This is a genomic window from Amycolatopsis echigonensis (genome assembly GCF_002846615.1).
GTDB classification, from domain to species: Bacteria; Actinomycetota; Actinomycetes; order Mycobacteriales; family Pseudonocardiaceae; genus Amycolatopsis; species Amycolatopsis echigonensis.
Genome location: NZ_PJMY01000003.1, coordinates 40352 through 66208, shown reverse-complemented (window position 1 = coordinate 66208; position 25857 = coordinate 40352). Strand labels below are relative to the sequence as shown.

The window sequence follows — 25857 nt, the reverse complement described above, 5'->3', positions numbered from 1 at the left end:
ACGCACCCAAAGTGACATTGGGGCGATCCGCGGCGGAACGAATACCGCGCCGATCCCGTGACTGAACCCCGGCCAGACCCTCGGCCCGCACCGCGAGCTGGTCCACCGACCCGATCCAGCCCGGAACCGCAGCCCGCGCCCCGAGCTGGTCCACCGACCCAATCTCGCCCAGAACCGCAGCCCGACGCTTGAACCAAGGCCCGCACGAATCCCAGCGCAAAGCCCGCCCCGCACCCAAACCGGTCACCCGAGGTCCGCCAGCAAACCCATCTCCGCGATCACCGCGCGCGCCGCCCGCAGGGTCGGCACCGCTTGCACCGCTCCGCTGCCCTCGCCGAGCCGGAAGCCCAGGTCCAAGATCGGCGTCAACCCCAGCGCCTTCAACGCAAACGCTTGCGCGGGCTCCGTCGACCGATGCCCCGCCAGCCACCACTGCTCCGCACCCGGCGCGATGTCCCGGGCCACCAAGGCTGCCGTCGCCGAGAAGATTCCGTCCAGCACCACCGGGATCCCGCGGCTGGCCGCTTCCACCAGGAACCCGGCTGTCGCGGCGAGGCAGGCGCTGCCGAGGGCCGTCAGGCGGTCGAACGGGTCGGTCACGGGACGGCGCGACAGGGCGGCGGCGACCACCGCGGTCTTGCGTTCCAAAGCCTCCCCGGACACGCCGGTACCGGTGCCCACCACCTCGTTCGCGGGAAGGCCCAGAGCCGAAGCCACGACCGCAGCGCACACCGTCGTGTTGCCGATGCCCATGTCGCCCGGGATGAGAATGTCCGCTGTGGACTCCGAGGCAGCGATGGCGCGTCCCGCCTCAAACGCCGCAAGAGCCTCGCCGGGGGCCAAAGCGTCCTCGACGTCGATGGCGCCCGAACCGCGGCGGATCTTGTGGGCGGTGACTTCCTCGGGAACGTCCGCGGCATCCCAGTCGACCGCGATGTCGGCCACCCGCACCTGTGCCCCGACCTGCGCCGCGAGCACCGTCACCCCGCTGCGTCCGGCCAGGAACACGCGCACCATCGCCGCCGTGACCTCGCGCGGGTACGCCGACTGCGCCGACACCCCGTGGTCGCCGGCGAAGACGACCACGCGGACGTCGTCCAGCGGGCGCGGCGGGACCACCCCGTGCGCGGCGCTCAGCCAGGCGGCGAGTTCTTCCAGCCTGCCGAGCGAGCCGACCGGTTTGACCAGGCCGTCGAGGCGCTCCAAGGCGGCGGCGCGGGCGGCGGCGTCCGGGACGGGAATGGCGAAACTCGGCACGGCTGGCTCCTCACGGAAGGTCGAGTGCCCGCCCGGCGACGATGAGCGAAACCCGGTCGCTGTCGGCGGACACCCGGTTGTTGAGTGCGCCCAGCACATCACGGAACAGCCGTCCGGACACCGTTGCGGGCACCACACCGCTCCCGACCTCGTTGCTGACCGCGACGATCGGCACCCGCGCCTGGCTCCACGCGGCGAGGAAATCCTCGAGCCGGTCGTCCAGTCTGCGCTCCCAGCCCGATTTGCCCGACCACGCGCCGACCTCGTCGAGCACCCGCGACAGCCAGGTGCCGAGGCAGTCGATCAGCAACGGGCTCGTCGCGTTGCGCAGCACGGTCGCCAGGTCGGTGGTCTCGACCGTCGTCCAGTGGCGCGGGCGGCGGGCCCGGTGCGCCTCGACGCGCGCGGCCCATTCCGGGTCCTCGGCCGACGGGGGCAGCCCGGGAGCGACGTACACGAGGTGGGGGTGGTGCGCGACGAGCCGCTCCGCGTGCCTCGACTTGCCCGAGCGGACCCCGCCGAGAACGAGCACCTTGCCGTCGTCGCGTCCGTACCGGCGGAGGGCCCGCGCCAGGGTTTCGAGAGACCCGGCGAGCCGGTGCGTCAGCTTGGTCATACCCGGCATTCTCTCCCGCGCGCTACGGTTCGCCACGTGCCACTCCGACAAGCCGTCACCGCGGCCGGGATGATCGCCGGATACGCCGCCGACGCCTGGTTCGGCGACCCGCGCCGGGGGCATCCGGTCGCGGCGTTCGGCACCGCCGCTGGCCAGCTGGAACGCTGGTGGTGGGCCGATTCCAAGCCGCGCGGGGCGGCCTACGCGGCGGTCTGCGCGGGGTCGGCGGCCGGGCTCGGACTGCTCGCGGAAAGAGTCGCCCGGAACCGGCCGGGCGCCCGATTTGTCCTGACCGCCGCGGCGACGTGGGCCGTCCTGGGCGGCCGCGGACTCGCCGCCGAGGGCCGCGAAATGGCGCGATTACTCGAATCGGGTGAATTGCCCGCCGCCCGGCAGCGGCTCAGCCACCTCTGCGCGCGCGACGCCACCGGCCTCGACGCGGCCGAGCTGACCCGCGCGGCCACCGAATCGATCGCCGAGAACACGTCCGACGCGGTCGTGGCGCCGCTGCTGTGGGGCGCGGTCGCGGGCGTGCCAGGCCTGCTCGGGTACCGCGCGGTGAACACGCTCGACGCGATGGTCGGCTACCGCTCGCCGCGGCACCGGAACTTCGGCTGGTTCGCCGCGCGCACCGATGACTGGGCCAACCTGGTGCCGGCACGCGTCGGCGCGGTGCTGACTGCGGTAGCCGCACCTTTGGCGGGCGGACACGCGCGGTCGGCTTGGCGGGCTTGGCGACGTGACGGCAGCGCGCATCCGAGCCCGAACGCGGGACAGGTCGAGGCTGCTTTCGCCGGTGCGCTGGACATCCGGCTCGGCGGCACGAACACGTATCACGGCGAGGTCGAGCGCCGGAGCACGCTGGGGAACGGACGGCCGCCGGTCGCGAGCGATGTGCGCCGGGCGGTGCGGTTGTCGCGGTTGGTCGGGGCGGCGGCGCTGGCGGTCGCGGCGGGAATCGCGGTGGTTCGGTGAGCGGCTCGCGGGCTGCGGCGATGGGAGGTGGTGGTCGCGTGGTGCGCAAGCCGTCGGGTGATCGCCGTCGGTCCGGCCTGAATGATCTGCGCGAGACGGGGCGGCTGGCCGGGGCGGCCGCGGTGGCGGTTACGGTGGCGCGATGAGCGGGCTGCTGATCGCCGGAACCACGTCGGACGCGGGGAAAAGCCTGGTCACCGCCGGAATCTGCCGCTGGTTCGCGCGACGCGGCGTGCGGGTCGCCCCGTTCAAGGCGCAGAACATGTCGAACAACTCGATGGTCTGCGCGGACGGCGCGGAGATCGGCCGCGCGCAGTGGCTGCAGGCGCGGGCCGCGCGGGTGGAGCCGGAAGCGGCGATGAACCCCGTGCTGCTCAAGCCGGGCAGCGACCGGCGCAGTCACGTCATCGCGCTCGGAAAGCCGTACGGCACCCTCGAAGCCGGGGAGTACGCCACCGGGCGGGCTGGGCTCGCCGAGATCGCCTTCGACACGTTTGCCGAGCTGCGGCAACGGTTCGACCTCGTCGTTTGCGAGGGCGCGGGCAGTCCGGCGGAGATCAACCTGCGCTCCGGCGACTACGTCAACATGGGCTTGGCGCGGCGCTTTTCCCTGCCGGTGCTGGTCGTCGGCGACATCGACCGCGGCGGCGTGCTGGCGGCGATGTTCGGCACGCTCGCGCTGCTGTCGGCCGAGGACCAGGCGCTGGTGGCGGGGTGGCTGGTGAACAAATTCCGCGGCGACGTCGGGTTGCTGCAGCCTGGCCTGAACAGCCTGGAGAAGGTCACCGGACGGCCGGTGCTCGGCGTGCTGCCGTGGCTGGACCGGGTGTGGATCGACTCCGAAGACGCCCTCGCCGCGGCCGGATGGCGGCACGAAGCCGCGCAGCGCGGATTGCGGGTCGCGGTAGTCCGGTTTCCCCGGGCTTCCAACGCCACCGACGTGGACGCGCTCGCGGCGGAGCCCGGCGTGACGGTGAGCCTGACTGCCGACCCGGATACCGTCGCCGCGGCGGATCTGGTGGTGCTGCCGGGCTCACGAGCCACTGTGGACGATCTGAAGTGGTTGCGTGACAGGGGTTTGGCGGACGCGGTGACGGCACGGGCCGCGGCGGGACGTCCGGTGCTGGGGATTTGCGGTGGGTACCAGATGCTCGCGGAGTCCATTGAGGACGATGTCGAGTCCGGAGCGGGGCTGGTGGCGGGGCTCGGACTGCTGCCGACGCGCGTGACGTTCGCGAGGGAGAAGGTGCTCGGCCGCCCGACCGGCGAATGGCGCGGGCATCGGGTCGACGCGTACGAGATCCACCACGGCAGCGCCGGCCCGGCGGACGCGGAGTCGTTTTTGGACGGTTGCCGCGTCGGTTCGGTCTGGGGCACGACGTGGCACGGGGCGCTGGAGAACGACGGGTTCCGTCGCGCTTGGCTTGCCGAAGCGGCGGCGCAGGCGGGCGTCGAATGGCAGGCCGCCGAGGACGCGCCGGGGTTCGCGGACCTGCGGGAGGACATGCTGGAGCGGCTGGCCGACGCGATCCAGTCCGAAGTGGACACCGGAATGCTGATGGCGCTGGCGGAGGCGGGGGCTCCGGGCGGCCTGCCGTTCGTGCCGCCGGGAGCGCCCTGACCGGTCAGTGCACGACCCGGCCGGTGGTGGGGAAGTCGGTTTCCAAAGTGCACACCGCGTGCTGCTCCGGCGGGTGCGAGTCCGATTCGGCCGGTTGCCGCGCGCCAAGACGAACGTACTCCGGCGGTGTGCTGCTGGCGAAGTACTGCTCGGCTTCGGTCGCGCAGGCGTCATGGAGCGAACCGCCGGACAGCGGGAGCACGTGGAACACCTCGATGTCGTGCGCGTCCTCGCAGGAGACCGGGCTGGCCTCGCTGCCCGAGCGGAAGCAGTCGCCGGGACGGGCTTGGAAGAGCGGGTCCGAACCGGCTGAAGGACCGGCCACCACGAGCCCGATCAGGAGCACCGCCAGCCACGCGCCGCTGATCGACAGCCCGGCGATCGCGAGCCCGCGGCCCGGGTTGCCGAACACGCGGATCTGGCGGAGCGCGATGATTCCGAACGCGATGCTCAGCGGCAGGCTGAACGCCGGGACGGCGAGGACCAGCGAGGCGATCGCGAAGCCGTTGGTGCCGCGCGGTTCCGCCGGCGGCGCGTCTTCATAGCTTGGACCGGACGGTTTCGGCGGCAGCATGGGGTCCCCTCGGAAATGGCCCCCCGACCCGGCGTCGAGCATAGAACGTGGCAACCCCTTGCGGGGTAACGATTCAGGCGAGCCCGGCGTCGTGCACCAGAATCGCGACCTGGGTGCGGTTCGCGGCCTCGGTCTTGGCCATGATCCGTCCCAAGTGGACCTTCACGGTCGCCTCGCTGAGCCCGAGCGCGCGGGCGATCTCCGCGTTGCTCGAACCCTGTCCGACGGCCACCGCGACCTCGCGTTCGCGGGGCGTCAGCGGTTCGAGCCGCGCGCGGGCGGGCGTCGGGGTGGCGGCGGTGGCGAAGTGCGTCAGCAGCCGCCGCGTGATCGACGGCGACAGCATCGCCTCGCCGCTGCCCACCACGTGCATCGCTTTGACCAGTTCGCGCGGCGGCGTGTCCTTGAGCAGGAAACCCGTGGCACCGTGGCGAAGCGCTTCGTGCACGTACTCGTCGAGGTCGAACGTCGTCAGCACGACCACCGCGGGCGCGTCCGGTCCGGCCGTCACCAGGCGGGTCACTTCCAGGCCGTCGACCTCGGGCATCTGCACGTCGGTGAGCACGATGTCCGGCCGGTGCTCGCGGACGAGCGAGAGCACTCCGCGACCGTCGCCGGCCTCCGCGACCACCTCGATCCCCGGATCGGATTCGAGGATCATCCGGATGCCGCTGCGCACGAGCACCTCGTCGTCGATCAGCAGGATTTTCAGCACGATTCCTCCGCTCGCAGCGGGAACGCGGCCCGCACCCGGTAGCTGCCCGCGCCGTCCGGACCGGCGCGGAGCGTCCCGCCGGTCAGCGTGACGCGTTCGCGCATGCCGATCACGCCGTAGCCCGCGCCGGGCAGCCCGGCCGAATCGGCGAGCGGGTTGGCCACTTCGACCACCAGGTCCTCGTCGGAAGCGGACAGCCGCACGTCGATTGTCGTTCCCGGCGCGTGTTTCGCGGCGTTGGTGAGCGCTTCCTGCACGACCCGGTACGCCGCGCGTCCGACCGGGTCGGGCACGTCCGGCATCGGATCCGGCAGGGTGGCGCGCACCTGCGCACCGGCCGCGGCGAGGTCGTCGGCGAGCTGGCGGACCCCGTGCAGGCTCGGATCCGGCAGCGAGCGCGGCTCGGGACCGTCGTCGCGGAGCACCCGCAGGATGTCGCGCAATTCGTTGAGCGCGGCGGAACTCGATTCGCGGATCACCTCGGCGAGCTGCGCGGTCTCGTCGTCCTTGGCCCGCACGGTAAGCGCGCCCGCCTGCAGCGCGACGATGCTGACCCGGTGTGCGACGACGTCGTGCATCTCGCGCGCGATCCGCCGCCGCTCGGCCGTCACGGCTCGCTCGCCGAGCAGGTCACGCTCGCGTTCGGCCTGCTCGGCGCGGTCACGCAAGGCGTCGAGCAACGCCGCGCGCTGGTGCATCCACAGTCCGGCCAGCGCCGGGACCACGACCATCATCCCGAGGGCGAGCCCGAACGTCTTCCAGTCCGAAAGGCTCGACGGCCGGGAAAACGACACCATCAGCCCGATTTCCGCCAGCACGGCGACCGCGGTCGGCCAGCGGAGCCCGCGCAGCGACGCGACCGTGTAGAGGGTGACGGAGGTGGCCCACAGCGGCGGAGTCGCCAGCGCGACGCCGACCGAAACCAGCATCGCGGGCAACGGGAACCGGCGGCGCAGCAGCACGGCCGCGACCATCACCGCGACCGCGATCGGCCAGAACCACGGACGGCCCGCGTCCGGCGGCTCCCCGGCCACCGTCAGGCCGAGCACGGCCAGCGCCACGGCCAAGTCGATCAGGTGGTTGCGCACCCAGCCACCGTAAGCCCTGCACGAAATTCCCCCACTTGGCGTCCGCGAGGGAAGCAGCCCGCGGCTCGGCGGCCGCGATCGAGGCGAGCAGACCGTCCACACGGGACTCGGAACCGGCGTCTCGGGCAAGCAGGACGCGAGGTGGCCGCCGGTGGCGCCCGGCCGCGTTCAGAACCGGTCGGCGTCCATGTCCTTCCGGAGACCACCGTCGACCAGGAGAAGCGTGCCCGGCGCAGCGCACTCCAGTTGCCGAAGGGCTCTGCCGGGGTATTCTGCCGAGCGTCGCGACCAGACCCAGCCCGGGGAGTGCGGATCATGTCCTACGCCGTCGATTTCACCACCGTGTCGACTGTCGGCTTGGAGTCCTCTCCGGTCGCGGACGCGCTCGCCGGGCTGCGGGCGAACGAGGCGCGCTACTTCAAGAACAAGTACGACCACGTGTTCACCGTCGAGCCGGCCTCCGAGGTCCCGGAGATCGTCGACTGGGTGCACCGCATCCTCAAGGAAGAACGCGATCTCGTCATCTCCTCGCGGCCGCTGGAGGCGACCGAATTCGAGGTCGACGGCATCCGGATGGCTTACGTCTTCTACGAGAGCGGCCTGTCGATCAACGTCATGTACACGCTCGAGGAGGGCGGCAAGCGGGCGGTCGGGTTCAAGCTGTCCGACGGGATGGACGTCCCGGAGGAACTCGCCGACAAGTTCAAGTTCGCGCGCCAGAAGTCGAAGCTCGCCGGGACGATCCGCGGGTCCTACTTCGTGATCAAGAACGAGTACTGACCCGCAGCGCGGCGCTGCGCAGGCACAGCAGCAACGGGAGGGAACTGTCGTCGCGCAGCCGGGGCGGCAGTGCGTTCGCTTCGATCAGCGGTACTCCGTCGGCCAGTTCTCGGCCTAGCGCGGCCAAGTCCAGCTCCAGGACGGTGTCTCCGGCGCTGTAGAGCCGTTCCGCACCCTTCGCGCGGCGGCTGGCGAGCTCCGTGCTGTCGACGGACAGCTGGGTGACGCCGAAGAATTCCGGCTTCGCACCGCGTTCGAGCCAGCGCGCGAAGCCGGTCAGCCGCGTCGAGGAGATTTCACCGGGCAGGACGGCGGCTTCCTCGCGTAGCTCGCGTTCCATTCCGGCACATACCGCGGTGTGCAGGGACCGGCGGGTTCCTCCTTGTGGGGTAAGGAGATCCTGCGGTTCGAGGCTGCCGCTGCCGGACGGCGCGAGCAGCAGCCCGCTGGCCGAGTTCCGGGCCGACTGGCGGACGACGACGAGCAAGCCGTCGGACGTGAACGCGATCGTGGACACGCCGACGAGATCGGCGAGCGTGCTGGCGGCGAGGGTCCGCAGTGCTCCGGACGAGTCGGTCAGTTCCTCGTGGCGCAGGTCGTACTCGAGGCCGTCGGCGGAGTTCGTGATGCGCAGCGACGCCAGTTCGTTCGTGCAGACCGCGTCGAAGAACCGGGCGCGGTGCAGGACGATCGGTGCCGGACGCGCACCGGCGACCGGCAGCGGTTCGCCGCGCATGCCGACGATCGGGCCGTTGAACAGCAACCGGCCGCGAGCCCGCAACGGCAGCACGTGCGGCGCGGTGGCCTTCAGCTTCGCGGGCAGCCGGTACGGATCCTCGGCGACGGTGATGCTGAACGTGGTTTCGGCGAGCGCCGCGTCGATGGCGTCGCTGACCAATGCCGTGCCACGCGCGGGAACCGCCAGATACCGCGCGTCGGGATAGGCGCGCGGCGGCGGGGTGTCGGCGATCGGGAACGGCGCGACGATCGCGGTGAACTCGTAGCCGGACCACCGTTTCCGCAGCAAGCGGATGTCGCGCACGAGGGTCACCAGGCCGAGCAGGAGCGCGACAATCGACAACGACGACGCCGAACGCGCTCGGCAGGATCGTGACCGCGCCGAGCACGACCCCGAGCGCTCTCGAAGGTCCGTGAAGGGCTCCTTGAAGGAATCAGATTCCCTCAAGGAGCCCTTCACGGACCACCCGCGAGCCCAGCACACGAAAAGGGCGGGTGCGACGCCGTTGTCACACCCGCCCGACAGCCGGGACCAGCGCGGCGACGGTGACACGCTGACCCCGAAACTGAACGGGGCGAAGCGCGGCGACAGTGACGCGCTTGGCCCCGAGACTGAACGGAGCGGGCGCGGCGACGGTGACGCGCCCGCTCCGAGTCATCAGGAGATCGGCCGGTCGGTCGGCGCGATCGGGGCCGGGAGCACGTCCCGGCCGGTCAGGAAGGCGTCCACGCCGGCCGCGCACGAGCGGCCCTCCGCGATCGCCCACACGATCAAGGACTGGCCGCGGCCCATGTCGCCCGCCACGAACACGTTGTCCACAGTGGTCTGGAAGTTCTTGTCCCGCACGACGTTGCCGCGCTGGTCCAGTTCCACGCCCAGGTCGGTCAGCAGGCCCTCGCGCTGCGGGCCGAGGAAGCCCATCGCCAGCAGCACCAGCTGTGCGGGCAGCTCGGTTTCGGTGCCCTCGACCGGGACGAACTTGCCGTCCTCGTTGCGCACCTCGACCAGCTTCAGCGCGCGCACCCGGCCGTTCTCGTCGGCCAGGAACTCCTGGGTGTTGACCGAGTACAGCCGCTCGCCGCCCTCCTCGTGGGCGGAGCTGACCCGGTAGATCACCGGGTACATCGGCCACGGGTGCGCTTCCGAACGCGTCTCCGGCGGCTTCGGCATGATCTCCAGCTGGGTCACCGACTTCGCGCCCTGCCGGTGCGACGTGCCGACGCAGTCCGCGCCGGTGTCGCCGCCGCCGATGACCACGACGTCGAGGCCCTTGGCCGAGTACGGCGACTCCGCCAGCTCGCCCGACGCGACCCGGTTGGCCGGCGGCAGGAACTCCATCGCCTGGTAGATGCCCTCGGCGGACCGGCCCTCGATCGGCAGGTCGCGCCACGCCGTCGCGCCGCCCGCCAGCACCACCGCGTCGTGGTCGGCCTTCAGCTGCTCGACGGTGAGGTCGACGCCGACGTTCACCGAGGTCCGGAATTCCGTGCCCTCGGCCCGCATCTGGTCGAGGCGGCGGTCGAGGCGGAACTTCTCCATCTTGAACTCGGGAATGCCGTACCGCAGCAGGCCGCCGATCTTGTCCGCCCGCTCGTAGACCACGACGGAGTGGCCCGCGCGCGTCAGCTGCTGCGCCGCGGCCAGCCCGGACGGGCCGGACCCGACCACGGCGACCTTCTTGCCGGTCTTGGCGACCGGGACCTGCGGCGTGACCCAGCCTTCCTCGAAAGCCCGGTCGATGATCGAGATCTCGACCCGCTTGATCGACACCGGGTCGTCGTTGATGCCGAGCACGCACGCGGTTTCGCACGGCGCCGGGCACAGCGTGCCGGTGAACTCCGGGAAGTTGTTCGTGGCGTGCAGCCGTTCCGCGGCCTGCTGCCAGTCCTCCCGCCACACCAGCGTGTTCCACTCCGGGATCAGGTTCCCGAGCGGACAGCCCTGGTGACAGAACGGGATCCCGCAGTCCATGCAGCGGCCGGCCTGCTTCTCCAGCTTGGTCGTCGCGAAGTCCTCGTAGACCTCGCGCCAGTCCATCAGCCGCAGGTCCACCGGACGCCGCTTCGGTTCCTCGCGCGTGGTGGTCAGAAAGCCCTTGGGGTCAGCCATGTGCGGCCTCCGTGTTCTGCGTAATACCCGCACCCAGTCGGCACTCATAACTGGCTTCGCGATTATCAGCCATGAGCCGCCTCCATGATCGCCTCGTTCACGTCCCGCCCGTCGCGTTCGGCCGCCACCTGAGCGGCGAGCACGCGCTTGTAGTCCTTCGGCATGACCTTGCCGAACCGGTCGACCGCACTGTCCCAGTCCGCCAGCAAGGCCCGCGCGACGGCGGATTCGGTTTCGTTGTAGTGCTTTTCGACGGTTTCGCGGAGGAAGTCCACGTCCGCGGTGTCCAGCGGGTCGATGTCGACCATCTCCGGGTTGACCCGGTGCGCGGGGAGGTCCAGCACGTACGCGACGCCGCCGGACATGCCGGCCGCGAAGTTGCGGCCGATCTTGCCCAGCACGACCATCCGGCCGCCGGTCATGTACTCGCCGCCGTGGTCGCCCACGCCCTCGACGACCGCCAGCGCGCCGGAGTTGCGCACGCAGAACCGCTCGCCGACCTGGCCGCGGATGAAGATCTCGCCGCTCGTGGCCCCGTAGGCGATCACGTTGCCCGCGATGATGTGGTCCTCCGCGACGATCGGCGATTCCTTCGGCGGCCGCACGATGATCCGCCCGCCGGACAGGCCCTTGCCGACGTAGTCGTTGCCGTCGCCGTACAGCCGCAGCGTGATGCCCCTGGGCACGAACGCGCCGAACGACTGGCCCGCGGTGCCGGTGAAGGTGACGTCGATGGTGTCGTCGGGAAGCCCTTCGCCACCCCACCTCTTCGTCAGCTCCGAGCCGAGCATGGTGCCGACGGTGCGGTTCACGTTGCGCACCGGCAGTTCCAGCCGCACCTTGTCGCCGGACGCCAGCGCGCCCTCGGCGAGCTGGATCAGCGTGTTGTCGAGCGCCTTGTCCAGCCCGTGGTCCTGCTTCACGGTCTGGTGCCGCGCCGCGCGCGGCGGCAGCTCGGGCACGTGGAAGATCGGCGACAGGTCGAGCCCGGCGGCCTTCCAGTGGTCCACCGCCTTGCGCTTGTCGAGCAGCTCGGCGTGGCCCACGGCCTCCTCGACCGACCGGAAACCCAGCTCCGCCAGGTATTCCCGGACCTCCTGGGCGATGAACTCGAAGAAGTTCACCACGTAGTCCGCCTTGCCGCTGAACTTCGCGCGCAGCTTCGGGTTCTGCGTCGCGACGCCGACCGGACAGGTGTCGAGGTGGCACACGCGCATCATGATGCAGCCCGACACCACCAGCGGCGCGGTCGCGAACCCGAACTCCTCGGCGCCGAGCAGCATCGCGATCATCACGTCGCGGCCGGTCTTGAGCTGGCCGTCGGTCTGCACCACGATCCGGTCGCGCAGCCGGTTGGCCAGCAGCGTCTGCTGCGTTTCGGCCAGGCCCAGCTCCCACGGTCCGCCCGCGTGCTTGATCGAGGACAACGGCGAGGCGCCGGTGCCGCCGTCGTGCCCGGAGATCAGCACGACGTCCGCGTGCGCCTTGGACACGCCCGCCGCGACGGTGCCGACGCCGACCTCGGACACGAGCTTCACGTGGATGCGCGCGTCCGGGTTGGCGTTCTTGAGGTCGTGGATCAGCTGAGCCAGGTCCTCGATGGAATAGATGTCGTGGTGCGGCGGCGGGGAAATCAGCCCGACGCCCGGCGTGGAGTGCCGCGTCTTCGCGATCCACGGGTACACCTTGCCGCCGGGCAGCTGCCCGCCCTCGCCGGGCTTCGCGCCCTGCGCCATCTTGATCTGGATGTCGTCGGAGTTCACCAGGTACTCGCTGGTGACGCCGAACCGGCCGCTGGCGACCTGCTTGACCGCGCTGCGCCGCTCCGGGTCGTACAGCCGCTCCGGGTCCTCGCCGCCCTCGCCGGTGTTCGACTTGCCGCCGAGGCGGTTCATCGCGATCGCCAGCGTCTGGTGCATTTCCATCGAGATCGAGCCGTACGAAATGGCCCCGGTGGCGAACCGCTTCACGATCTCCGAAACCGGCTCGACCTCCTCGATCGGCACCGGCTTCCGGTCGCCGTACTTGAAGTCGAACAGCCCGCGCAGCGTCAGCAGCTTCTCGGCCTGGTCGTTGACCGCCTTCGTGTACTCCTTGAAGATCTCGTACTTGCCCGACCGCGTGGAGTGCTGCAGCTTGAACACCGTCTGCGGGTTGAACAGGTGCGGCTCGCCTTCGCGCCGCCACTGGTAGTCCGCGCCGGTTTCCAGCTCGCGGTGGCTCGGCCGGACGCCGTCGGCCGGGAAGGCCCGGACGTGCCGCTGCGCGACCTCCTCGGCGAGCGTGTCGAAGCCGACGCCGCCGAGCCGCGAAGTGGTTCCGGTGAAACAGGTGTCGATCACTTCGGCGCCGAGGCCGACCGCCTCGAAGATCTGCGCGCCGGTGTAGGAGGCCACAGTGGACACGCCCATCTTGGACATGGTCTTGCGGACACCCTTGCCGAGCGCCTTGATCAGGTTCGTAGTGGCCTGCTTGGGAGTCACGCCCGGGATGAGGCCCCGGTGCGCCATCTCCTCGACCGTCGCCATCGCCAGATACGGGTTCACCGCGGCCACGCCGTAACCGACCAGCAGCGCGATGTGGTGGACCTCGCGCGCGTCGCCGGCTTCCACGATGAGGCCGACCTGCGTGCGTGTCTTCTCCCGCACCAGGTGGTGGTGCACCGCGCCGGTGAGCAGCAGCGACGGGATCGGCGCGTGGTCGGCGTCGACCCCGCGGTCGGACAGCACGATCAGCCGCGCGCCGTCCTCGATCGCCTCGGACACCTCGGCGCGGATCTCGTCGAGCCGCTGCACCAGCGCCTCGCCGCCGCCGGCCACCTTGTACCGGCCCATCACGGTGACCGCCTGGAACTCCGGCAGATCGCCGTCGTCGTTGACGTGCACCAGTTTCGCGAGCTGGTCGTTGTCCAGCACCGGGAACGGCAGCACGATCCGGCGGCACGACGACGCGTCGGCGGCCAGCAGGTTCGGCTCCGCGCCGATCTGCGTGCCCAGCGCGGTCACCAGCTCCTCGCGGATCGCGTCCAGCGGCGGGTTGGTCACCTGGGCGAACAGCTGGATGAAGTAGTCGAACAACGGACGCGAACCCGACGAAAGGGACGCGAGCGGCGAATCGTTGCCCATCGACCCGATCGGCTCCGCGCCGGTGCGGGCCATCGGCTCGAGGATGGTCTCCAGCTCTTCCTCGGTGTAGCCGAACGCCTGCTGCCGGCGCACGAGCGCGGCGTGCAGCGGGACCTCGCGGTCGCGCTCGGGCAGTTCCTCCAGGCGGAGCAGCCCGGCGTCGACCCATTCGTCGTACGGGTGCTCGGAAGCGAGCTGGCCCTTGATCTCCTCGTCCTCGACGATCCGGCCGGCGACGGTGTCCACGAGGAACATCCGGCCCGGCTCCAGCCGTCCCTTGCGGACGATCTTCGCCTGGTCCAGCTCCAGCACGCCGACCTCGCTGGCGAGCACCACGAGCCCGTCGTCGGTGACCCAGTAGCGGCCCGGGCGCAGGCCGTTGCGGTCCAGCACCGCGCCGATCTGCGCGCCGTCGGTGAACGCCACCAGCGCCGGTCCGTCCCACGGCTCCATGAGCGTGGAGTGGAACTCGTAGAACGCCCGCCGCGCGGGGTCCATCTCCTGGTGGTTCTCCCACGCCTCCGGGATCATCATCAGCACCGAATGCGGCAGCGACCGGCCGCCGAGGTGCAGCAGCTCCAGGACCTCGTCGAAGGACGCCGAGTCGCTCGCGCCGCGCGTGATGACCGGGTAGATCCGCTTGAGGTCGCCCGGGATCAGGTCGGTCTCGAGCAGCGCCTCGCGCGCGTCCATCCAGTTGCGGTTGCCCTTGAGCGTGTTGATCTCGCCGTTGTGCGCCACGTAGCGGTACGGGTGCGCCAGCGGCCACGACGGGAAAGTGTTGGTGGAGAAGCGGGAGTGCACGAGGCCGATGGCGCTCGTCACGCGCTCGTCGGTCAGGTCGAGGAAGAACTTCTCGACCTGCGGCTCGGTCAGCATTCCCTTGTAGACGATCGTGCGCGAGGACAGCGACGGGAAGTACACGTCGTCCTCGACCAGTTCGTGCTCGGCGCGCTTGCGCACGCAGAAGGCGGCGCGCTCGAGGGCCAGACCGTCGAGATTGTTCTTGCGCCCGGCCAGGAACAGCTGGGTGAAATGCGGCATGCTCTGCGCCGCGGTCGGGCCGCAGTGCGCGGTGTCGACCGGCAGCTCGCGCCAGCCCACCACGCGCATGTCCTCTTCGGCGGCGATCCGCTCGATGGTGGTCATGGCGCGGCCGCGGCGCTTCTCGTCCTTCGGCAGGAACGCGGTGCCGACGGCGTAACTGCCTTCCGGAGGCAGCTCGAACCCGGCGACCTCGCGGTAGAAGGCGTCGGGAACCTGGATCAGCAGCCCCGCGCCGTCCCCGGTGTCCGGTTCGGCCCCGCGTGCCCCGCGATGTTCCAGGTTCTTCAACGCGACAAGGGCTTTCGCCACGATCTGATGGTCTCGGCGACCGGTCAGGTCCGCGACGAACGCCACCCCGCAGGCATCGTGCTCGTAGGCGGGGTCATAGAGGCCGTCACTGGCCGGGGTGCTCGAACGGTGGGTCACGGCTGGCCGCCTCCCAAGGCGTTGGCGCGGTTTCTTTCACTCCGAAGGGGGGTTCATCTCTGAACCGGTTAACGAAGTGGTCCGAAACCGCGATGGTCAGTCGAGAAGGGAAACCTTCCGGTGCCGTCGCGCGGCGCGGCATTGCGTCGCGATGCGTGGCTGGCCGCGGCCGGTCGGAGACCGTGCCGGGCGCCGGAGGGTTTGTCACCGCACGGCGATGGGCGGCGGAAATTGTTCTGCACGTCGCTGTACAGGCGCACGCGCCGGGGTCGGTCAGCCTGTGTGGTGGGGGCCAGCCGGGGCGCGTGGTGGTGACTCCCGGGTTCGCCGGGTCTTATGACGATAGTGTGAATTCGCTGTGATCGACATACGTCGTGGCGCTCTCGTGGGAAAGACCACGCATACGTTGACGCCCTCCGGGGTACTCCCATATGCCGGGCCGTCTCTCCCGCCACGCGGTCAGCGAAGCCGCTGACCTGCGTAAACCTGTCTGCCTGCCCGGTGTCAAGCGCACCCTGGCGGCTGGTTGACTGGGGGTCGTGAGGGGGAGCGCCGATGACTGATCGTTATCTGTCCGTGGCGGTCGCCGGGCTGCACGAGATTGAAATACGGCGTTCACGGTTCCTGTGCGCGGTCGCCCCGGTGACCGGCGAAGCGGCCGCGCGGGAGATCATTTCGGCCCGCCGCCGCGCCGAACCCGCCGCGCGGCACCACTGTCACGCGTTCGTTCTCGGCCCGGACGGCCGCACCCAGCGTTCGAGCGACGACGGCGAGCCCGCCGGGACGGCCGGGGTTCCGATGCTGGAGGTGCTGCGCCGCCGCGAGGTCACGGACACGGTCGCGGTGGTGTCGCGGCATTTCGGCGGCGTGCTGCTCGGGGCGGGCGGGCTGATCCGCGCGTACGGGCAAGCGGTGTCGGACGCGCTCGACGCGGTAGGTCTCGTGGAGTACCGGCGATTGCGGCTGTTCGACGTGACAATGGACTACACGCGGGCCGGCCGGTTCGAGAACGATCTCCGCGCGTCGCCGTACGTGCTGCACGAGACGCGCTTCGAGGAGGCGGCCCACTTCGAGGTCGGGCTCTCGCCTGGCGAGGAAGACCGATTCAGCGGCTGGCTGGCCGACCTCACCGGTGGCGAGGCGGTCGCGGTCGAACTGGGACAGGAGTGGGTGCGCGGATAGGCGCAGTGGCCTCAGGGCCGGAAGATCAAGCCGCGACCGGCTTTCCGCCCAGTGCCCGCACGCCGGCCTCGGTGAGCACCGCGGGCACCCGCTCGCCGCACGCGCCGTCTTCGGCGGCCTCGATCAGTCCTTTGCGGACGAGGTCGCGGACGGTGCCCTGGTCGCAGCAGCTCAGCCCGTCGACGAACAAGTCCGGTTCGCAGCTGCAGCTGATCTCCGCGTGCCCTTCGGCGACGGCACGCAGGGTGGCCCGCTCCCGATGGTTCAACTCGGCACTCACGGCGGTCCCTCCTTCTGGTCCCGGCCCCTGGCATACCCGGGAACGGTCCCAGTGTCCGTCGCGCCGGTCACATTGTCGGGTATTTCACTCCGTTCCACGGGGGGTATGTCGCGGGTGGTTCCGGGGCGCCCCGGGCGGAATTGCCGGGCCGTCGTTCGAAACCGCGGCGAACGCGCATTCCGGCGCCGGTCCGCGCGGTCAGCGAATTACTTGCTGCGTTCGAGCAGGGTGCGCACCGCCGGGCCGATGAGCCGCTCGATCTGGTCGGCGGGCGCGGTGGCGAGCGGTTCCTTGCGGGTGATCGAGCGGACGAGCCCGATGCCGAGCAGCCAGGCCATCGCGAGGTCGGCCCGCAGTTCGGCGTCCGGCTTGTCGGTGAGGCCGGACAGCGCGCGGGTGTACTCGGCGTCGAGTTGCGCGCGCAGCGCCTCGTCGGCGCGATCGGTGCCCGACGACCGCAGGTAGGTCTCGATCGAGCGGGACGCCGAATCGTCGCGTTCGAGGAGGCTCCGCAGCGCCGCGGAGAACAGCCGTTCGGGCGGGGTCGTCTCGACCTGGGCCAGGCCGCCGCGCGCCATGACGTGCTCGAACAACGCGTCCTTGCTGCCGAAGTACCGGAACAGCAAGGCCTGGTTGACGCCCGCGCGGTTCGCGATGTCCCGCACCGTGGTGCGGTCGAAGCCGCGGTCGGCGAACAGTTCGGCCGCGGCGTCCAGCAACGCGGCTTTGGTCGCCGTCGCGTCGCGTTTGCGCGAAGGCTGGTCCGCGTCCATCGGTTCCCCCTGGGGTGCGCTGTGTGCGCGACGAGGTTAACCCGACGGGTCGCGGATCGGCCGGACGAACTACGCGGACCAGGCGCCCGGCAGCTCCTTGGGGCCGTAGACGAGCGCGTTGTGCTTATCCGTCAAGGATTCCTTCGGCACCGCCAGCCGCAGATCCGGAATGCGCCGGAACAACGCGGTCAGCGCCTCCTGCATTTCGACCCGCGCGAGCTGCTGCCCGATGCATTGGTGCGCGCCGAATCCGAACGCGACGTGCGTACGCGGCGATTCGCGGGTGAAGTCCAGCTGGTCGGCGTGCGGATAGCGGTCGTCGTCGCGATTGGCCGAGTTCAGCGCGGCGATCAGCCAGTCACCCGCGGCGGATCGGCGAGGGCGTGCGCGCGTTGCTCCGGGTGTTCCAGCAGCAGGAGAGTCAGGAGAGTACTGAGCGCGATCATGTTGGCAGTGGTCTCGTGCCCGGCCACGAGGAGGCTGAGGCCGAGCATGATCAGCTCGTCCAGGTCGAGCGGTTCGCCGGAGTACTCGGCCCGGACGATGAGCCTGCTGAACAGGTCGTCCCGCGGGTCCCGCTGCTTGCCCGCGAACAGTGTGCCCAGGTAACCGCCCAGTTCGTGATACGCCTTCCGCGTGGCGTCCGGGCTCTGGTCGGTGCTGACCAGCAGGCTGCTCTGGCGCTGGAACAGCTCGCGGTCGGCGGAGGGGACGCCCAGCAGTTCGCAGATCACCAGCGAAGGGATCGGCAGCGCGAAATCCCGCACCAGGTCGGCGGGGCCGGGCTTGGCGAGCATGGCGTCGAGGTGCCGGTCGACCTGCTCGCGGACGTACTCGCGCAACCGTTCCACCCGCCGGACGGTGAACTCCGCGACGACCATCTTGCGCAGCCGGGCGTGCTCCGCGCCGTCGAGCTGGATGATCGAACCCGGGTCGACCTCGGCGTACGGGTCCAGACCGGCTTTGACGTGCACGACGAGGCTCCGCGCGAGCTGAGCGCCGGGTCGGCGAGCACCGCGCGGACGTCGTCGTAGCGGGTGACCAGCCAGGTGTCGAACCCGGCCGGGCAGCGGACCCGCGCCACTGGCGCGGTCTCCCGCAGCGCCGCGTACTCGGCGGGCGGGTCCAACGGGCAGGACGAGCGGTCGGAAGGGCCGGGGTCTCGGACTGGGTGGGCACGCGGATGGCGCCTTTCCTCCGGCGGTGCGGGCATCTTCCACTCTGGAGACGTCCGCGTGGTCGCGGGGCGATCGACCGGGATCAGCGACGGAAGGACCACAGCTCTGCCCGATTCGCCCCCCGGTTAGACCGGTTCGGTGATCGGCTCGTCGGCGAAACGGCGGGCGACCCGTTCCGCCCCCGCGCGCGCCCAGGCGGTGGTGGCGAGAACGGCGAGCGCGATGATCAGCGTGGTGCCGCCCGCGACGGCCCACCACGCCGCGGCGTACCCGGTCAGCGGGGTGGTCGCGGCGGCGAGGATGGTGCCCGCGACCGCGACGCCGAGGGTTTGCCCGACTTGCCGGGAGGTGGACGCGACCGCCGCGGCGACTCCGGCTTGGGAACGGGGCATGCCGCTGACGGCGGCGTTGGTGATGGGCGGGTTCAGGAGGCCGAATCCCAGGCCGAAGACGCCGTATGCGAGGGCGAGCACCCACAGTGGCGTGGTCGCGGACGCGGTGGTGAGCAATACGGCGACGACCGTCATGGAGATCCCAGCGGTCAGCAGCGGAATCCGTGCGCCGCGAGTAGCGACGAGACGACCGGACAGCGGCGCGGCGATCGTCACGGCCACAGCGGTCGGCAGCAGCATCAGACCGGACTGCAGTGCCGACAGCCCGCGCACGTCCTGGAGGTACAGCGGCGACAAGAACAGGAAAGTGCCGAACGCGGCGAGCCCGCACACCGCGCTGACGGTGGCCGACGAGAACGGCGCGCTCCGGAAGAAGCGCAGCTCGACCAGTGGTTCGCGGCGGCGGATCTCCCATCGGATAAGGGCGAGCAAAGCGAGTGCGCCGAGCCCGGCGAGGCTGATGATCACCGGTGAACCCCAGCCGAGCCGCTGGCCCTCGATCGCCGCGGTCACCACCGAACCGAGCAGCACCACGACCAGCAGCTGTCCCGCTGGATCCGGCCGGCGCGGGTGCGGGGCGCGCGATTCCGGCACGTAGCGCGCGGTGAGCACGAGTGCGGCGACGACCACCGGGACGTTGACCCAGAAGATCGCCCGCCAGCCGACGCTCTCGGTGAGCACGCCGCCGAGCACCGGGCCGACGCCCAGCGAGATCCCGACGATCGACCCCCACACCCCGATCGCCCGCGCGCGCTCGCCCGGGTCGGCGAAGACGTTCGTGATGATCGACATCGCGACCGGGTTCAGCATCGCGCCGCCGAGCGCCTGCACGATCCGCGCGGCGACCAGCCAGCCGATCGACGGGGCCAGGCTGCACAGCAGCGAACCGAGTCCGAAAAGGACCAACCCGGCCATGAAGGTCCTCTTGCGCCCCAAGCGGTCTCCGGTCGCCCCGGCGAGCATGAGGAAGCAGGCGATCACGAGCGTGTACGAGTCGATTGTCCATTGCAGACCGTTGATCGACGCGCCGAGATCGGTGCGGACGACCGGGAGCGCGACGTTGACGATGGTGTTGTCCATCGCGACGACGAGGATGCTGGAGCACAGGATCGCGAGAATCCCGAAACGGCCGCGTGCGGTGTCGGCTCCCATTCAGTGCTCCGTCCAGTCGGTGGTGAGGTTTTCGTCCGTTGTCCAGACTTCGGCGGCGTACCCGTCCGGCCGGACGAGGACAGCGGCAAGGCCATGCCAGTCTCGGGTCGACCGCACGACCTCGTCGAACTCCGGGACGGTGGCGGTGCCGAAGGCCACGAGAGTGAACCGGTCTGGCCGCAGGGCGCGGTGGAGCGTTCCGCCGTCGGCAAGCGGAAGGTTGGGCACGCGGCGGCCGACGAGGCTGCCGTCCTCGGCGTAGGAAATGTCGAGCCCCGACAGCCAGCCGCGAAGTTCGTCCGCCGTGTCGCCGTCGCGCCCGATGAGGTCGGACATCAAGTCCCGCAACGCTTTCCCGCCCGGAGTGAAGGTGACCATGAGTGCGGCCTGGGCGAGGGTGTTCGCCGCGAGCCGGGCCGCGATGGGGCGGCGTTCGGCGTCGTAGGACTGCGGGCCGTCGATGATCCGCCGCGGCGCGCGGCCGCGCACCTCCGCGGCGAGCTTCCACGCGAGGTTCGCCGCGTCCTGCACGCCGACGTTGAGCCCCTGGCCGCCCGCCGGAAGGTGGACGTGCGCGGCGTCTCCGGCGAGGAACACGCGGCCGGTGCGGTACTGCTCGACGTGTCGCGTGGTGTCGCCGGCCCGCGACGCCCACAGCACCTCGGTGATGCCGAAATCGTCGTCCGCGAGCCGTTTGAGTGTCGCGCGCAGTTCGGCCTCGTCGGGGATCTGGGCCTGGCGGCGCGCGGCTTCCTCCGGAGTGAGGCCGGTGTCGCCGGGTTCGTGGCCGAAGATGCGGTAGATGCCGCCGGGCAGCGGAAGCGCGCTGTACGAGCCGCGTTCGTAGTCCCAGTTGTGCGGCTGGGCCGGCGGGCGTTCCAGCCGGACGTCGGCGAGGAACCCCATGGTGGACGCCGGAGTTCCGGGGAAGGCGAGGCCGAGCGCGTGCCGGGTCGCGCTGTGCGCGCCGTCCGCGCCCACGACGTAGCCGGCGCGCCGGGTGTCGCCGGTTTCCGAGACGATGGTGACGCCTTGCTCGTCCTGCGTCAGGTCGGCGAGTTTCCATCCGGGCTCGACCACAACGCCCTGCTCAGCGAGGTGCTCGGCAAGCAGCCGCTCGGTTTCCGGCTGCGGCAGCAGGAGCACGAACGGGAACGAGGTGTCGAGTCCGGCGTAGCTCAACCGGTTCGGCAGGGCCGCGAAATGCGTGGCGGGAACCGGATTTCCGGCCGCGACCAGGCGGGCGGCCAGCGAACCGTGCTCGTCCGGGAGCGAATCGAAGAGTTCGAGGGTGCGCGGGTGGATCGTCGTCGCCCTCGATTGCCAGGCGCGCTCCGGATTCGCCTCGAACACCCGGACCGCGACGCCGGCCTGGTGCAGGAACGCGGCCGCCGCCATCCCCACCGGTCCGGCTCCGATCACCGCGACCTCGATGCCCATGGTTCCCCCTTCTGGATGTTCGCCTCGCGCACTGTCTTGACGTCAAGGTATTCTCTCACTGTCTTGATGTCGAGAGAAAGGGCTGTGCCGGTGAACACTCCGCCCCGGGACGCGGTCGACGACCTGGTGGACGCCGTCCGGCGCGGGGGCGGCGACGAGCGTGTGCTGGGCGCGAAGTCGCTGTCCTACCGGCTGCGGCGGGTCGCGCACCAGCTGGAACTGGCGATGCGCCGCGAACTGTCCGCGCACGGGATCGAGCTGTGGGAGCTGGAAATGCTCGCCGCGCTCAAGCGCGCGCCCGAGCACCGGCTGACGCCCGGGCAGGTGATGGCCGCGGTCGAGCTGACCTCGGGTTCGGTCACCCACCGGATCACCCGGCTGGAGGCCCGCGGCTGGGTCCGCCGCGACAAGGACCCGGGCGACCGGCGTTCGGTGTTCGTGTCCCTCACCGCGGAGGGCAAACGGCAGGCGCTCGCGTCGTTCGCGCTCAAGACGGAGATCGAACGCGAAATCGCGAAGGCTCTCGACCCGGAAACCATCGACGTGGTGAACGACGCGCTGCGGCGGGTTTCGCACCACCTCAAGGGAAAGGACGAGCAATGAAGCGGGAAGCCCTTGGCACGGCGGCCATCGTCGCGGGCATGGCTGCCGCCGCGCCGTCGGTGTGGCAGACCGTCACCCACATCACCGATCCGAGCTACCGCGCACCGGAGGTCCGCCACGGCGAAGGTCACGTGCAGTACCACATGGCGCGCGAAGCCCTGATCACGGCGGGCGCTTTCGGTGCGGTGGGCACCGGTCTGGCGGCCGGACGGGATCGCTCGCCGGCGCTGTGGCGGGCGATGGCTTGTGCCGCGGGCGGTTTCGCGGCGGCGATGTGGTCCGGTGGTCCGACGACCGGGGTGTGGGCACCAAACCGGAAAGCGCTGGCGATCCACGTGGCGTCGACGAGCATGTTGACGGCCGGCGTCGCGTTGCTGCGGCCCCGGCGTCGTTAGAGGAAAACCCGGGCGTTCTCCAGCCACGTTCGCGCGTCCTCGCCGATCGCGGCCAGGCTGGTTTCGTCCAAGGCGCGGCGCTGGGTGATGCGAAGGCAGAAATCCCTTGCGCTGCGCCGAATCCGTTGAGCTGCGTCGTCGGGGCCCGTCAGTTCGACCCGGATCGGCTCGGTCGGCAGCGGCAGCTGGGCGGCGTAGAACGACAGTCCGCGACCGGCCACGCCCAGTGCGGCGATGTGCTTGAGCCGGTCCGGATGGCGAGGAGGACGTTCGCGTCGGCTGCCGCGAGATGCGCGATCTGGCGGCCGATCGGGCAGCCTGGCCGCCCGCACCCCGCTTTCCGCGAGCATCCGGCTGAAGTATTCGTGGCGGATTGACGCCTACCGGCCCCGGGTGCAAGGCTGTAAGCACCTGCTTACAAAGGGATCCGGGGAGTCGTTGGCATGACCACCACGCACACCGAACCGCTCGCCTACCCGTTCAACGAGGAGGCGGGCCTCGCGCTCAACGAGGCCTACACCGCCGCTCGCGAGAACGCCGGGATGATTCGCGTCCAGATGCCGCACGGCGAGCCCGCCTGGCTCGCCACCCGCTACGCCGACGCCCGTCTCGTGCTCGGGGACCGGCGGTTTTCCCGCGCGCTGGCGCAGGAAAGCGACGAACCGCGGATGTCGGAGTACCGCCGTCCGGGCGGCATTCTCTCGATGGACCCGCCGGACCACACCCGGCTGCGCACGCTCGTCGCGAAGGCGTTCACCGCGCGGCGGGTCGAGGAACTGCGCCCGCGGGTCGCGCGGCTGGCGAGCGAGTTGATCGACCAGATGCGCGAGCACGGGCAACCGGCCGACCTGGTCGACCTGTACGCGCTGCCGATCCCGGTCGCGGTGATCTGCGAGCTGCTCGGCGTGCCGGTGGGCGACCGGCCGCAGTTCCGCGAATGGAGCGACGCGGCGTTGTCGACCACGCGGCTCACGCCGGAGGAGTCGGAACGCAGCCGCGAGGAGCTGCGCGCGTACATGGCCGGCCTGATCGCCGAGCACCGCGCCCAGCCGCAGGACGACCTGATGACCGCGCTCATCGAGGCCCGCGACGTCCGGGACCGGCTCACGGAGCTGGAGTTGGTGGATCTGTGCGTCGGGATTCTCATCGCCGGCCACGAAACGACTGCCAGCCAGATCCCGAACTTCGTGTACGCGCTGCTGGACCAGCACGAACACTGGGAACGGCTGTGCGCGGACCCGGCTTTGATTCCGACCGCGGTGGAGGAGCTCCTCCGTTTCGTGCCGCTCGGCGCCGGAGCCGGTTTCGCCCGCTATGCGACGGAAGACGTCGAAGTCGGGGATGTCTTGGTGCGCAAGGGAGAGCCGGTGTTGGTGGCGATCGGCGCGGCGAACCGCGACCGGCTGCAGTTCGGCGCCGCCGACCAGCTCGTCCTGGACCGCGACGACAACCACCACCTCGGCTTCGGCCACGGCGTGCACCACTGCCTCGGGGCTCCGCTCGCACGGCTGGAACTTCAGGAGGCGTTGCGCGCGTTGACGAGGGAGTTGCCCGGCCTCCGACTGGCCGGCGACATCGAGTGGAAGACGCAGATGCTGGTCCGCGGACCGCGTTCGATGCCGATCGGATGGTGACCATGCCCTGGAAAATCGAGGTCGACGGGGGAACGTGCATCGGCAGCGGGATGTGCGCGTCGTTGCTGCCGGAGACGTTCGCGCTGGACGGTGCGACCGCGCGTGCGGTGCACGAGACCGTCGAGCCGGATGAAACGGTGCTGGACGCGGCGGATTCCTGCCCTGCCATGGCGATCACGGTGCGGGACGGGGCGGAGGTGGTGGGGCCTCGGCCCTAAAAGTTGCGGTGAGGCACCCCGAAACCGGAGGGTGACTACGTGGGGGCTTCGTATCGGGGTGCGGGGGAGGGCTGGGTGCTTCGATGGGGTTGGGCGGTGATGCTCCTGCGGGTGGTTAGCGGTACACGCCGTTTTCGGTGACTACTGCGGTGATCAGCTTGGCGGGGGTGACGTCGAAGGCTGGGTTGAAGGCCGCCGCGCCGTCCGGTGCGATTTGGGTCCCGCCGAATTCTGTCAGTTCGGCTGCTGCGCGTTCTTCGATGGCGATGTCTGAGCCGGTGGCAATGGTCTTGTCCACAGTGGACGTTGGGGCGACCACCACGAACGGAACCCCGTGGTGCGCGGCGGCGATGGCCAGCCCGTAGGTTCCGATTTTGTTGGCCACGTCGCCGTTCGCCGCGATCCGGTCCGCGCCGACGAGGACGCAATCCACGAGCCCGCGCGCCATCGCCGCGGCCGCCGCGCCGTCCGGCTGCACGCGGTACGGCACCCCGGCCTGCTCAAGTTCCCAAGCGGTCAGCCGGGATCCCTGCAACAACGGCCGCGTCTCGTCCACCAGCACCGACTCCACCAGCCCTCGTGCGTGCAAGTGCCAGACGACCCCGAGCGCCGTGCCCCACGCGACGGTCGCCAGATGCCCGGTATTGCAGTGGCTGAGCAACCGCAACGGCCTTCGCTGGCACGCGTCCAGCACGAGTTCCGCCGCGTGCGCCGACGCCGTGCGGTTGCGTTGCTCGTCCTCGTCGAGCATCGCCCGTGCCTCGGCCAGCACCGCGTCGGCCCCGTGGGGCAACTGGGCCAGGGCGCGCTGGACACCCCACGCGAGATTGACCGCCGTCGGCCGGGCATGTGCGATCCGGTCCGCTTCGGCCCGCACATCCCCGCCCTGGTAAGCCGCCAGCGCGACTCCCAGCGCACCCGCCGCTCCCAACGCCGGTGCTCCCCGGACTGCCAGCCGTTGGATCGCGTCGACCAGTTCGGTCACCGTGCGCAGCACGAGCGTGCGGTACTCGCCCGGAAGCGCGACCTGGTCCACGATCACGATCGCCCCGTCGGCCCAGTCGACTGTCCTGCGCATATGCCCTCCCGTCCGGAAATCCCGTGGCGGACCGCCGCTGGCGTGAGCGACGATCCGCCTCGTGACCATTGAACGGCAGAACCCGCCCGGCCTGCATCCGACTCCCGGCTACCACCACGTGACCTTCGTCGACGCGCGCCGCAGCGTGCACCTCGCCGGCCAGTGCCCGCTGGGCCTCGACGGAGAGGTCGTGCCCGGCGACGTCCTCGCGCAGGTGGACCAGGTCGTCGCCAACACCCAGGTCGCGCTCGCCCACGCCGGTGCGACCCCCGAGGACGTCGTGCGCACGGTGATCTACGTGGCCACCTCCGGCCAACCGACCCTCTCGGCGGTGTGGCAGCGGTTCACGGAGTCCTCGCTCGCGGCGGCGTTCACCACCGCGAGCACGCTCGTCGGCGTGACGTGCCTGGGCTTTTCGGGTCAGCTCGTCGAACTGGACGTGACCGCCGCACTCGCCTGA

General features: G+C 70.6%; 25 protein-coding genes and 1 pseudogene. 9 read left to right on the top strand and 17 right to left on the bottom strand.

The window, feature by feature from the left end:
* Nucleotides 1-243: 243 nt before the first annotated feature.
* Both cobT and ATK30_RS04775 read right to left on the bottom strand, forming a co-directional pair.
* Nucleotides 244-1257, bottom strand: a complete 1014-nt coding sequence (gene cobT, locus ATK30_RS04780; protein ID WP_167441834.1) for a nicotinate-nucleotide--dimethylbenzimidazole phosphoribosyltransferase — start codon at nt 1255-1257, stop codon at nt 244-246.
* Nucleotides 1258-1267: 10 nt separating this feature from the next.
* Entirely contained in the window at nt 1268-1873 is a 606-nt protein-coding gene (locus tag ATK30_RS04775) for a bifunctional adenosylcobinamide kinase/adenosylcobinamide-phosphate guanylyltransferase (RefSeq protein WP_101434515.1), read from the bottom strand.
* 36 nt (nt 1874-1909) lie between these two features.
* Here ATK30_RS04775 and ATK30_RS04770 point away from each other — a divergent pair, with 36 nt between their 5' ends.
* Together ATK30_RS04770 and ATK30_RS04765 are read left to right on the top strand one after the other, a co-directional pair.
* On the top strand, nt 1910-2848 hold the full coding sequence (locus ATK30_RS04770) for a cobalamin biosynthesis protein (RefSeq protein ID WP_101434514.1): 939 nt from the start codon (nt 1910-1912) through the stop codon (nt 2846-2848).
* Between the two features lie 142 nt (nt 2849-2990).
* The gene (locus ATK30_RS04765; protein WP_101434513.1) at nt 2991-4469 is read left to right on the top strand and encodes a cobyric acid synthase; all 1479 of its coding nucleotides are present in this window, start codon (nt 2991-2993) and stop codon (nt 4467-4469) included.
* 4 nt (nt 4470-4473) lie between these two features.
* On the opposite strand, the gene ATK30_RS04760 is transcribed toward ATK30_RS04765, so the two are convergent.
* From ATK30_RS04760 to ATK30_RS04750, 3 genes are all read right to left on the bottom strand, one after another.
* Nucleotides 4474-5043: a DUF4190 domain-containing protein gene (locus tag ATK30_RS04760; RefSeq protein ID WP_101434512.1), complete on the bottom strand. Its 570-nt coding sequence runs from the start codon at nt 5041-5043 to the stop codon at nt 4474-4476.
* 73 nt (nt 5044-5116) lie between these two features.
* Entirely contained in the window at nt 5117-5749 is a 633-nt protein-coding gene (locus ATK30_RS04755) for a response regulator (RefSeq protein ID WP_460431640.1), read from the bottom strand.
* A 2-nt stretch (nt 5750-5751) separates the two neighbouring features.
* Nucleotides 5752-6846, bottom strand: coding sequence for a sensor histidine kinase (locus ATK30_RS04750; RefSeq protein ID WP_101434510.1), 1095 nt, complete (start codon nt 6844-6846; stop codon nt 5752-5754).
* 315 nt (nt 6847-7161) lie between these two features.
* Between ATK30_RS04750 and ATK30_RS04745 the strand changes: the two genes are divergently transcribed.
* Entirely contained in the window at nt 7162-7626 is a 465-nt protein-coding gene (locus ATK30_RS04745) for a phage tail protein (RefSeq protein ID WP_101434509.1), read from the top strand.
* On the opposite strand, the gene ATK30_RS04740 is transcribed toward ATK30_RS04745, so the two are convergent.
* The 3 genes from ATK30_RS04740 to gltB all read right to left on the bottom strand — a co-directional run bounded on the left by ATK30_RS04740 (nt 7610) and on the right by gltB (nt 15072).
* A complete protein-coding gene (locus tag ATK30_RS04740) occupies nt 7610-8707 on the bottom strand; it encodes a hypothetical protein (protein WP_244194517.1) in 1098 nt (365 codons plus the stop codon). The two genes, ATK30_RS04745 and ATK30_RS04740, sit on opposite strands and share 17 nt — an antisense overlap.
* Before the next feature lie 315 nt (nt 8708-9022).
* Complete coding sequence (locus ATK30_RS04735; protein ID WP_101434508.1) at nt 9023-10474, bottom strand: glutamate synthase subunit beta; 1452 nt, start codon at nt 10472-10474, stop codon at nt 9023-9025.
* 65 nt (nt 10475-10539) lie between these two features.
* A complete protein-coding gene (gltB, locus tag ATK30_RS04730; RefSeq protein WP_101434507.1) occupies nt 10540-15072 on the bottom strand; it encodes a glutamate synthase large subunit in 4533 nt (1510 codons plus the stop codon).
* Nucleotides 15073-15627: 555 nt separating this feature from the next.
* Between gltB and ATK30_RS04725 the strand changes: the two genes are divergently transcribed.
* Nucleotides 15628-16254, top strand: coding sequence for a YigZ family protein (locus tag ATK30_RS04725; RefSeq protein ID WP_101434506.1), 627 nt, complete (start codon nt 15628-15630; stop codon nt 16252-16254).
* Between the two features lie 25 nt (nt 16255-16279).
* On the opposite strand, the gene ATK30_RS04720 is transcribed toward ATK30_RS04725, so the two are convergent.
* The 7 genes and pseudogenes from ATK30_RS04720 to ATK30_RS04700 all read right to left on the bottom strand — a co-directional run bounded on the left by ATK30_RS04720 (nt 16280) and on the right by ATK30_RS04700 (nt 21469).
* Entirely contained in the window at nt 16280-16534 is a 255-nt protein-coding gene (locus ATK30_RS04720; protein ID WP_101434505.1) for a hypothetical protein, read from the bottom strand.
* A gap of 206 nt (nt 16535-16740) precedes the next feature.
* Nucleotides 16741-17307, bottom strand: coding sequence for a TetR family transcriptional regulator (locus tag ATK30_RS04715; RefSeq protein ID WP_101434504.1), 567 nt, complete (start codon nt 17305-17307; stop codon nt 16741-16743).
* A 69-nt stretch (nt 17308-17376) separates the two neighbouring features.
* Complete coding sequence (locus ATK30_RS46820) at nt 17377-17511, bottom strand: hypothetical protein (RefSeq protein WP_279630057.1); 135 nt, start codon at nt 17509-17511, stop codon at nt 17377-17379.
* A gap of 27 nt (nt 17512-17538) precedes the next feature.
* Nucleotides 17539-17649: pseudogene (locus tag ATK30_RS46005) on the bottom strand (hypothetical protein); the annotation flags it as partial.
* Between the two features lie 8 nt (nt 17650-17657).
* Nucleotides 17658-18281 (bottom strand): cytochrome P450 family protein, encoded by a 624-nt coding sequence (locus ATK30_RS46000; RefSeq protein ID WP_244194516.1) that lies wholly within the window; start codon nt 18279-18281, stop codon nt 17658-17660.
* Between the two features lie 329 nt (nt 18282-18610).
* Nucleotides 18611-20029: an MFS transporter gene (locus tag ATK30_RS04705; protein ID WP_101434503.1), complete on the bottom strand. Its 1419-nt coding sequence runs from the start codon at nt 20027-20029 to the stop codon at nt 18611-18613.
* Nucleotides 20030-21469: an FAD-dependent monooxygenase gene (locus ATK30_RS04700; protein ID WP_101434502.1), complete on the bottom strand. Its 1440-nt coding sequence runs from the start codon at nt 21467-21469 to the stop codon at nt 20030-20032. It abuts the gene before it with no gap.
* 90 nt (nt 21470-21559) lie between these two features.
* Between ATK30_RS04700 and ATK30_RS04695 the strand changes: the two genes are divergently transcribed.
* Both ATK30_RS04695 and ATK30_RS04690 read left to right on the top strand, forming a co-directional pair.
* Nucleotides 21560-22072: a MarR family winged helix-turn-helix transcriptional regulator gene (locus ATK30_RS04695; protein WP_208637278.1), complete on the top strand. Its 513-nt coding sequence runs from the start codon at nt 21560-21562 to the stop codon at nt 22070-22072.
* Nucleotides 22069-22467 (top strand): hypothetical protein, encoded by a 399-nt coding sequence (locus ATK30_RS04690; RefSeq protein WP_101434500.1) that lies wholly within the window; start codon nt 22069-22071, stop codon nt 22465-22467. The genes ATK30_RS04695 and ATK30_RS04690 overlap by 4 nt, the downstream gene beginning before the upstream one ends.
* Here the strand turns inward: ATK30_RS04690 and ATK30_RS04685 are convergent.
* Complete coding sequence (locus ATK30_RS04685; protein ID WP_244194515.1) at nt 22464-22817, bottom strand: hypothetical protein; 354 nt, start codon at nt 22815-22817, stop codon at nt 22464-22466. The genes ATK30_RS04690 and ATK30_RS04685 overlap by 4 nt on opposite strands.
* Nucleotides 22818-22910: 93 nt before the next feature.
* On the opposite strand from ATK30_RS04685, the gene ATK30_RS04680 reads away from it, so the two are divergent.
* Both ATK30_RS04680 and ATK30_RS04675 read left to right on the top strand, forming a co-directional pair.
* A complete protein-coding gene (locus ATK30_RS04680) occupies nt 22911-24101 on the top strand; it encodes a cytochrome P450 (RefSeq protein ID WP_101434499.1) in 1191 nt (396 codons plus the stop codon).
* Between the two features lie 2 nt (nt 24102-24103).
* The gene (locus ATK30_RS04675) at nt 24104-24319 is read left to right on the top strand and encodes a ferredoxin (RefSeq protein WP_183125053.1); all 216 of its coding nucleotides are present in this window, start codon (nt 24104-24106) and stop codon (nt 24317-24319) included.
* A 115-nt stretch (nt 24320-24434) separates the two neighbouring features.
* Here the strand turns inward: ATK30_RS04675 and mtnA are convergent, their stop codons facing one another.
* A complete protein-coding gene (mtnA, locus tag ATK30_RS04670) occupies nt 24435-25397 on the bottom strand; it encodes an S-methyl-5-thioribose-1-phosphate isomerase (RefSeq protein ID WP_101434497.1) in 963 nt (320 codons plus the stop codon).
* Between the two features lie 61 nt (nt 25398-25458).
* Between mtnA and ATK30_RS04665 the strand changes: the two genes are divergently transcribed.
* Complete coding sequence (locus ATK30_RS04665) at nt 25459-25857, top strand: RidA family protein (RefSeq protein WP_101434496.1); 399 nt, start codon at nt 25459-25461, stop codon at nt 25855-25857.

What these genes read in the sequence shown, in the direction of transcription:
- ATK30_RS04725 (WP_101434506.1), top strand. Translation starts at nt 15,628, where the DNA reads ATGACTGATCGTTATCTGTCCGTGGCGGTCGCCGGGCTGCACGAGATT.
- ATK30_RS04680 (WP_101434499.1), top strand. Translation starts at nt 22,911, where the DNA reads ATGACCACCACGCACACCGAACCGCTCGCCTACCCGTTCAACGAGGAG.
- ATK30_RS04675 (WP_183125053.1), top strand. Translation starts at nt 24,104, where the DNA reads ATGCCCTGGAAAATCGAGGTCGACGGGGGAACGTGCATCGGCAGCGGG.
- ATK30_RS04745 (WP_101434509.1), top strand. Translation starts at nt 7,162, where the DNA reads ATGTCCTACGCCGTCGATTTCACCACCGTGTCGACTGTCGGCTTGGAG.
- ATK30_RS04715 (WP_101434504.1), bottom strand. Translation starts at nt 17,307, where the DNA reads ATGGACGCGGACCAGCCTTCGCGCAAACGCGACGCGACGGCGACCAAA.
- mtnA (WP_101434497.1), bottom strand. Translation starts at nt 25,397, where the DNA reads ATGCGCAGGACAGTCGACTGGGCCGACGGGGCGATCGTGATCGTGGAC.
- ATK30_RS46820 (WP_279630057.1), bottom strand. Translation starts at nt 17,511, where the DNA reads ATGCAGGAGGCGCTGACCGCGTTGTTCCGGCGCATTCCGGATCTGCGG.
- ATK30_RS04685 (WP_244194515.1), bottom strand. Translation starts at nt 22,817, where the DNA reads ATGCTCGCGGAAAGCGGGGTGCGGGCGGCCAGGCTGCCCGATCGGCCG.
- ATK30_RS04760 (WP_101434512.1), bottom strand. Translation starts at nt 5,043, where the DNA reads ATGCTGCCGCCGAAACCGTCCGGTCCAAGCTATGAAGACGCGCCGCCG.
- ATK30_RS04700 (WP_101434502.1), bottom strand. Translation starts at nt 21,469, where the DNA reads ATGGGCATCGAGGTCGCGGTGATCGGAGCCGGACCGGTGGGGATGGCG.
- ATK30_RS04775 (WP_101434515.1), bottom strand. Translation starts at nt 1,873, where the DNA reads ATGACCAAGCTGACGCACCGGCTCGCCGGGTCTCTCGAAACCCTGGCG.
- ATK30_RS04735 (WP_101434508.1), bottom strand. Translation starts at nt 10,474, where the DNA reads ATGGCTGACCCCAAGGGCTTTCTGACCACCACGCGCGAGGAACCGAAG.
- ATK30_RS04705 (WP_101434503.1), bottom strand. Translation starts at nt 20,029, where the DNA reads ATGGGAGCCGACACCGCACGCGGCCGTTTCGGGATTCTCGCGATCCTG.
- ATK30_RS04690 (WP_101434500.1), top strand. Translation starts at nt 22,069, where the DNA reads ATGAAGCGGGAAGCCCTTGGCACGGCGGCCATCGTCGCGGGCATGGCT.
- ATK30_RS04765 (WP_101434513.1), top strand. Translation starts at nt 2,991, where the DNA reads ATGAGCGGGCTGCTGATCGCCGGAACCACGTCGGACGCGGGGAAAAGC.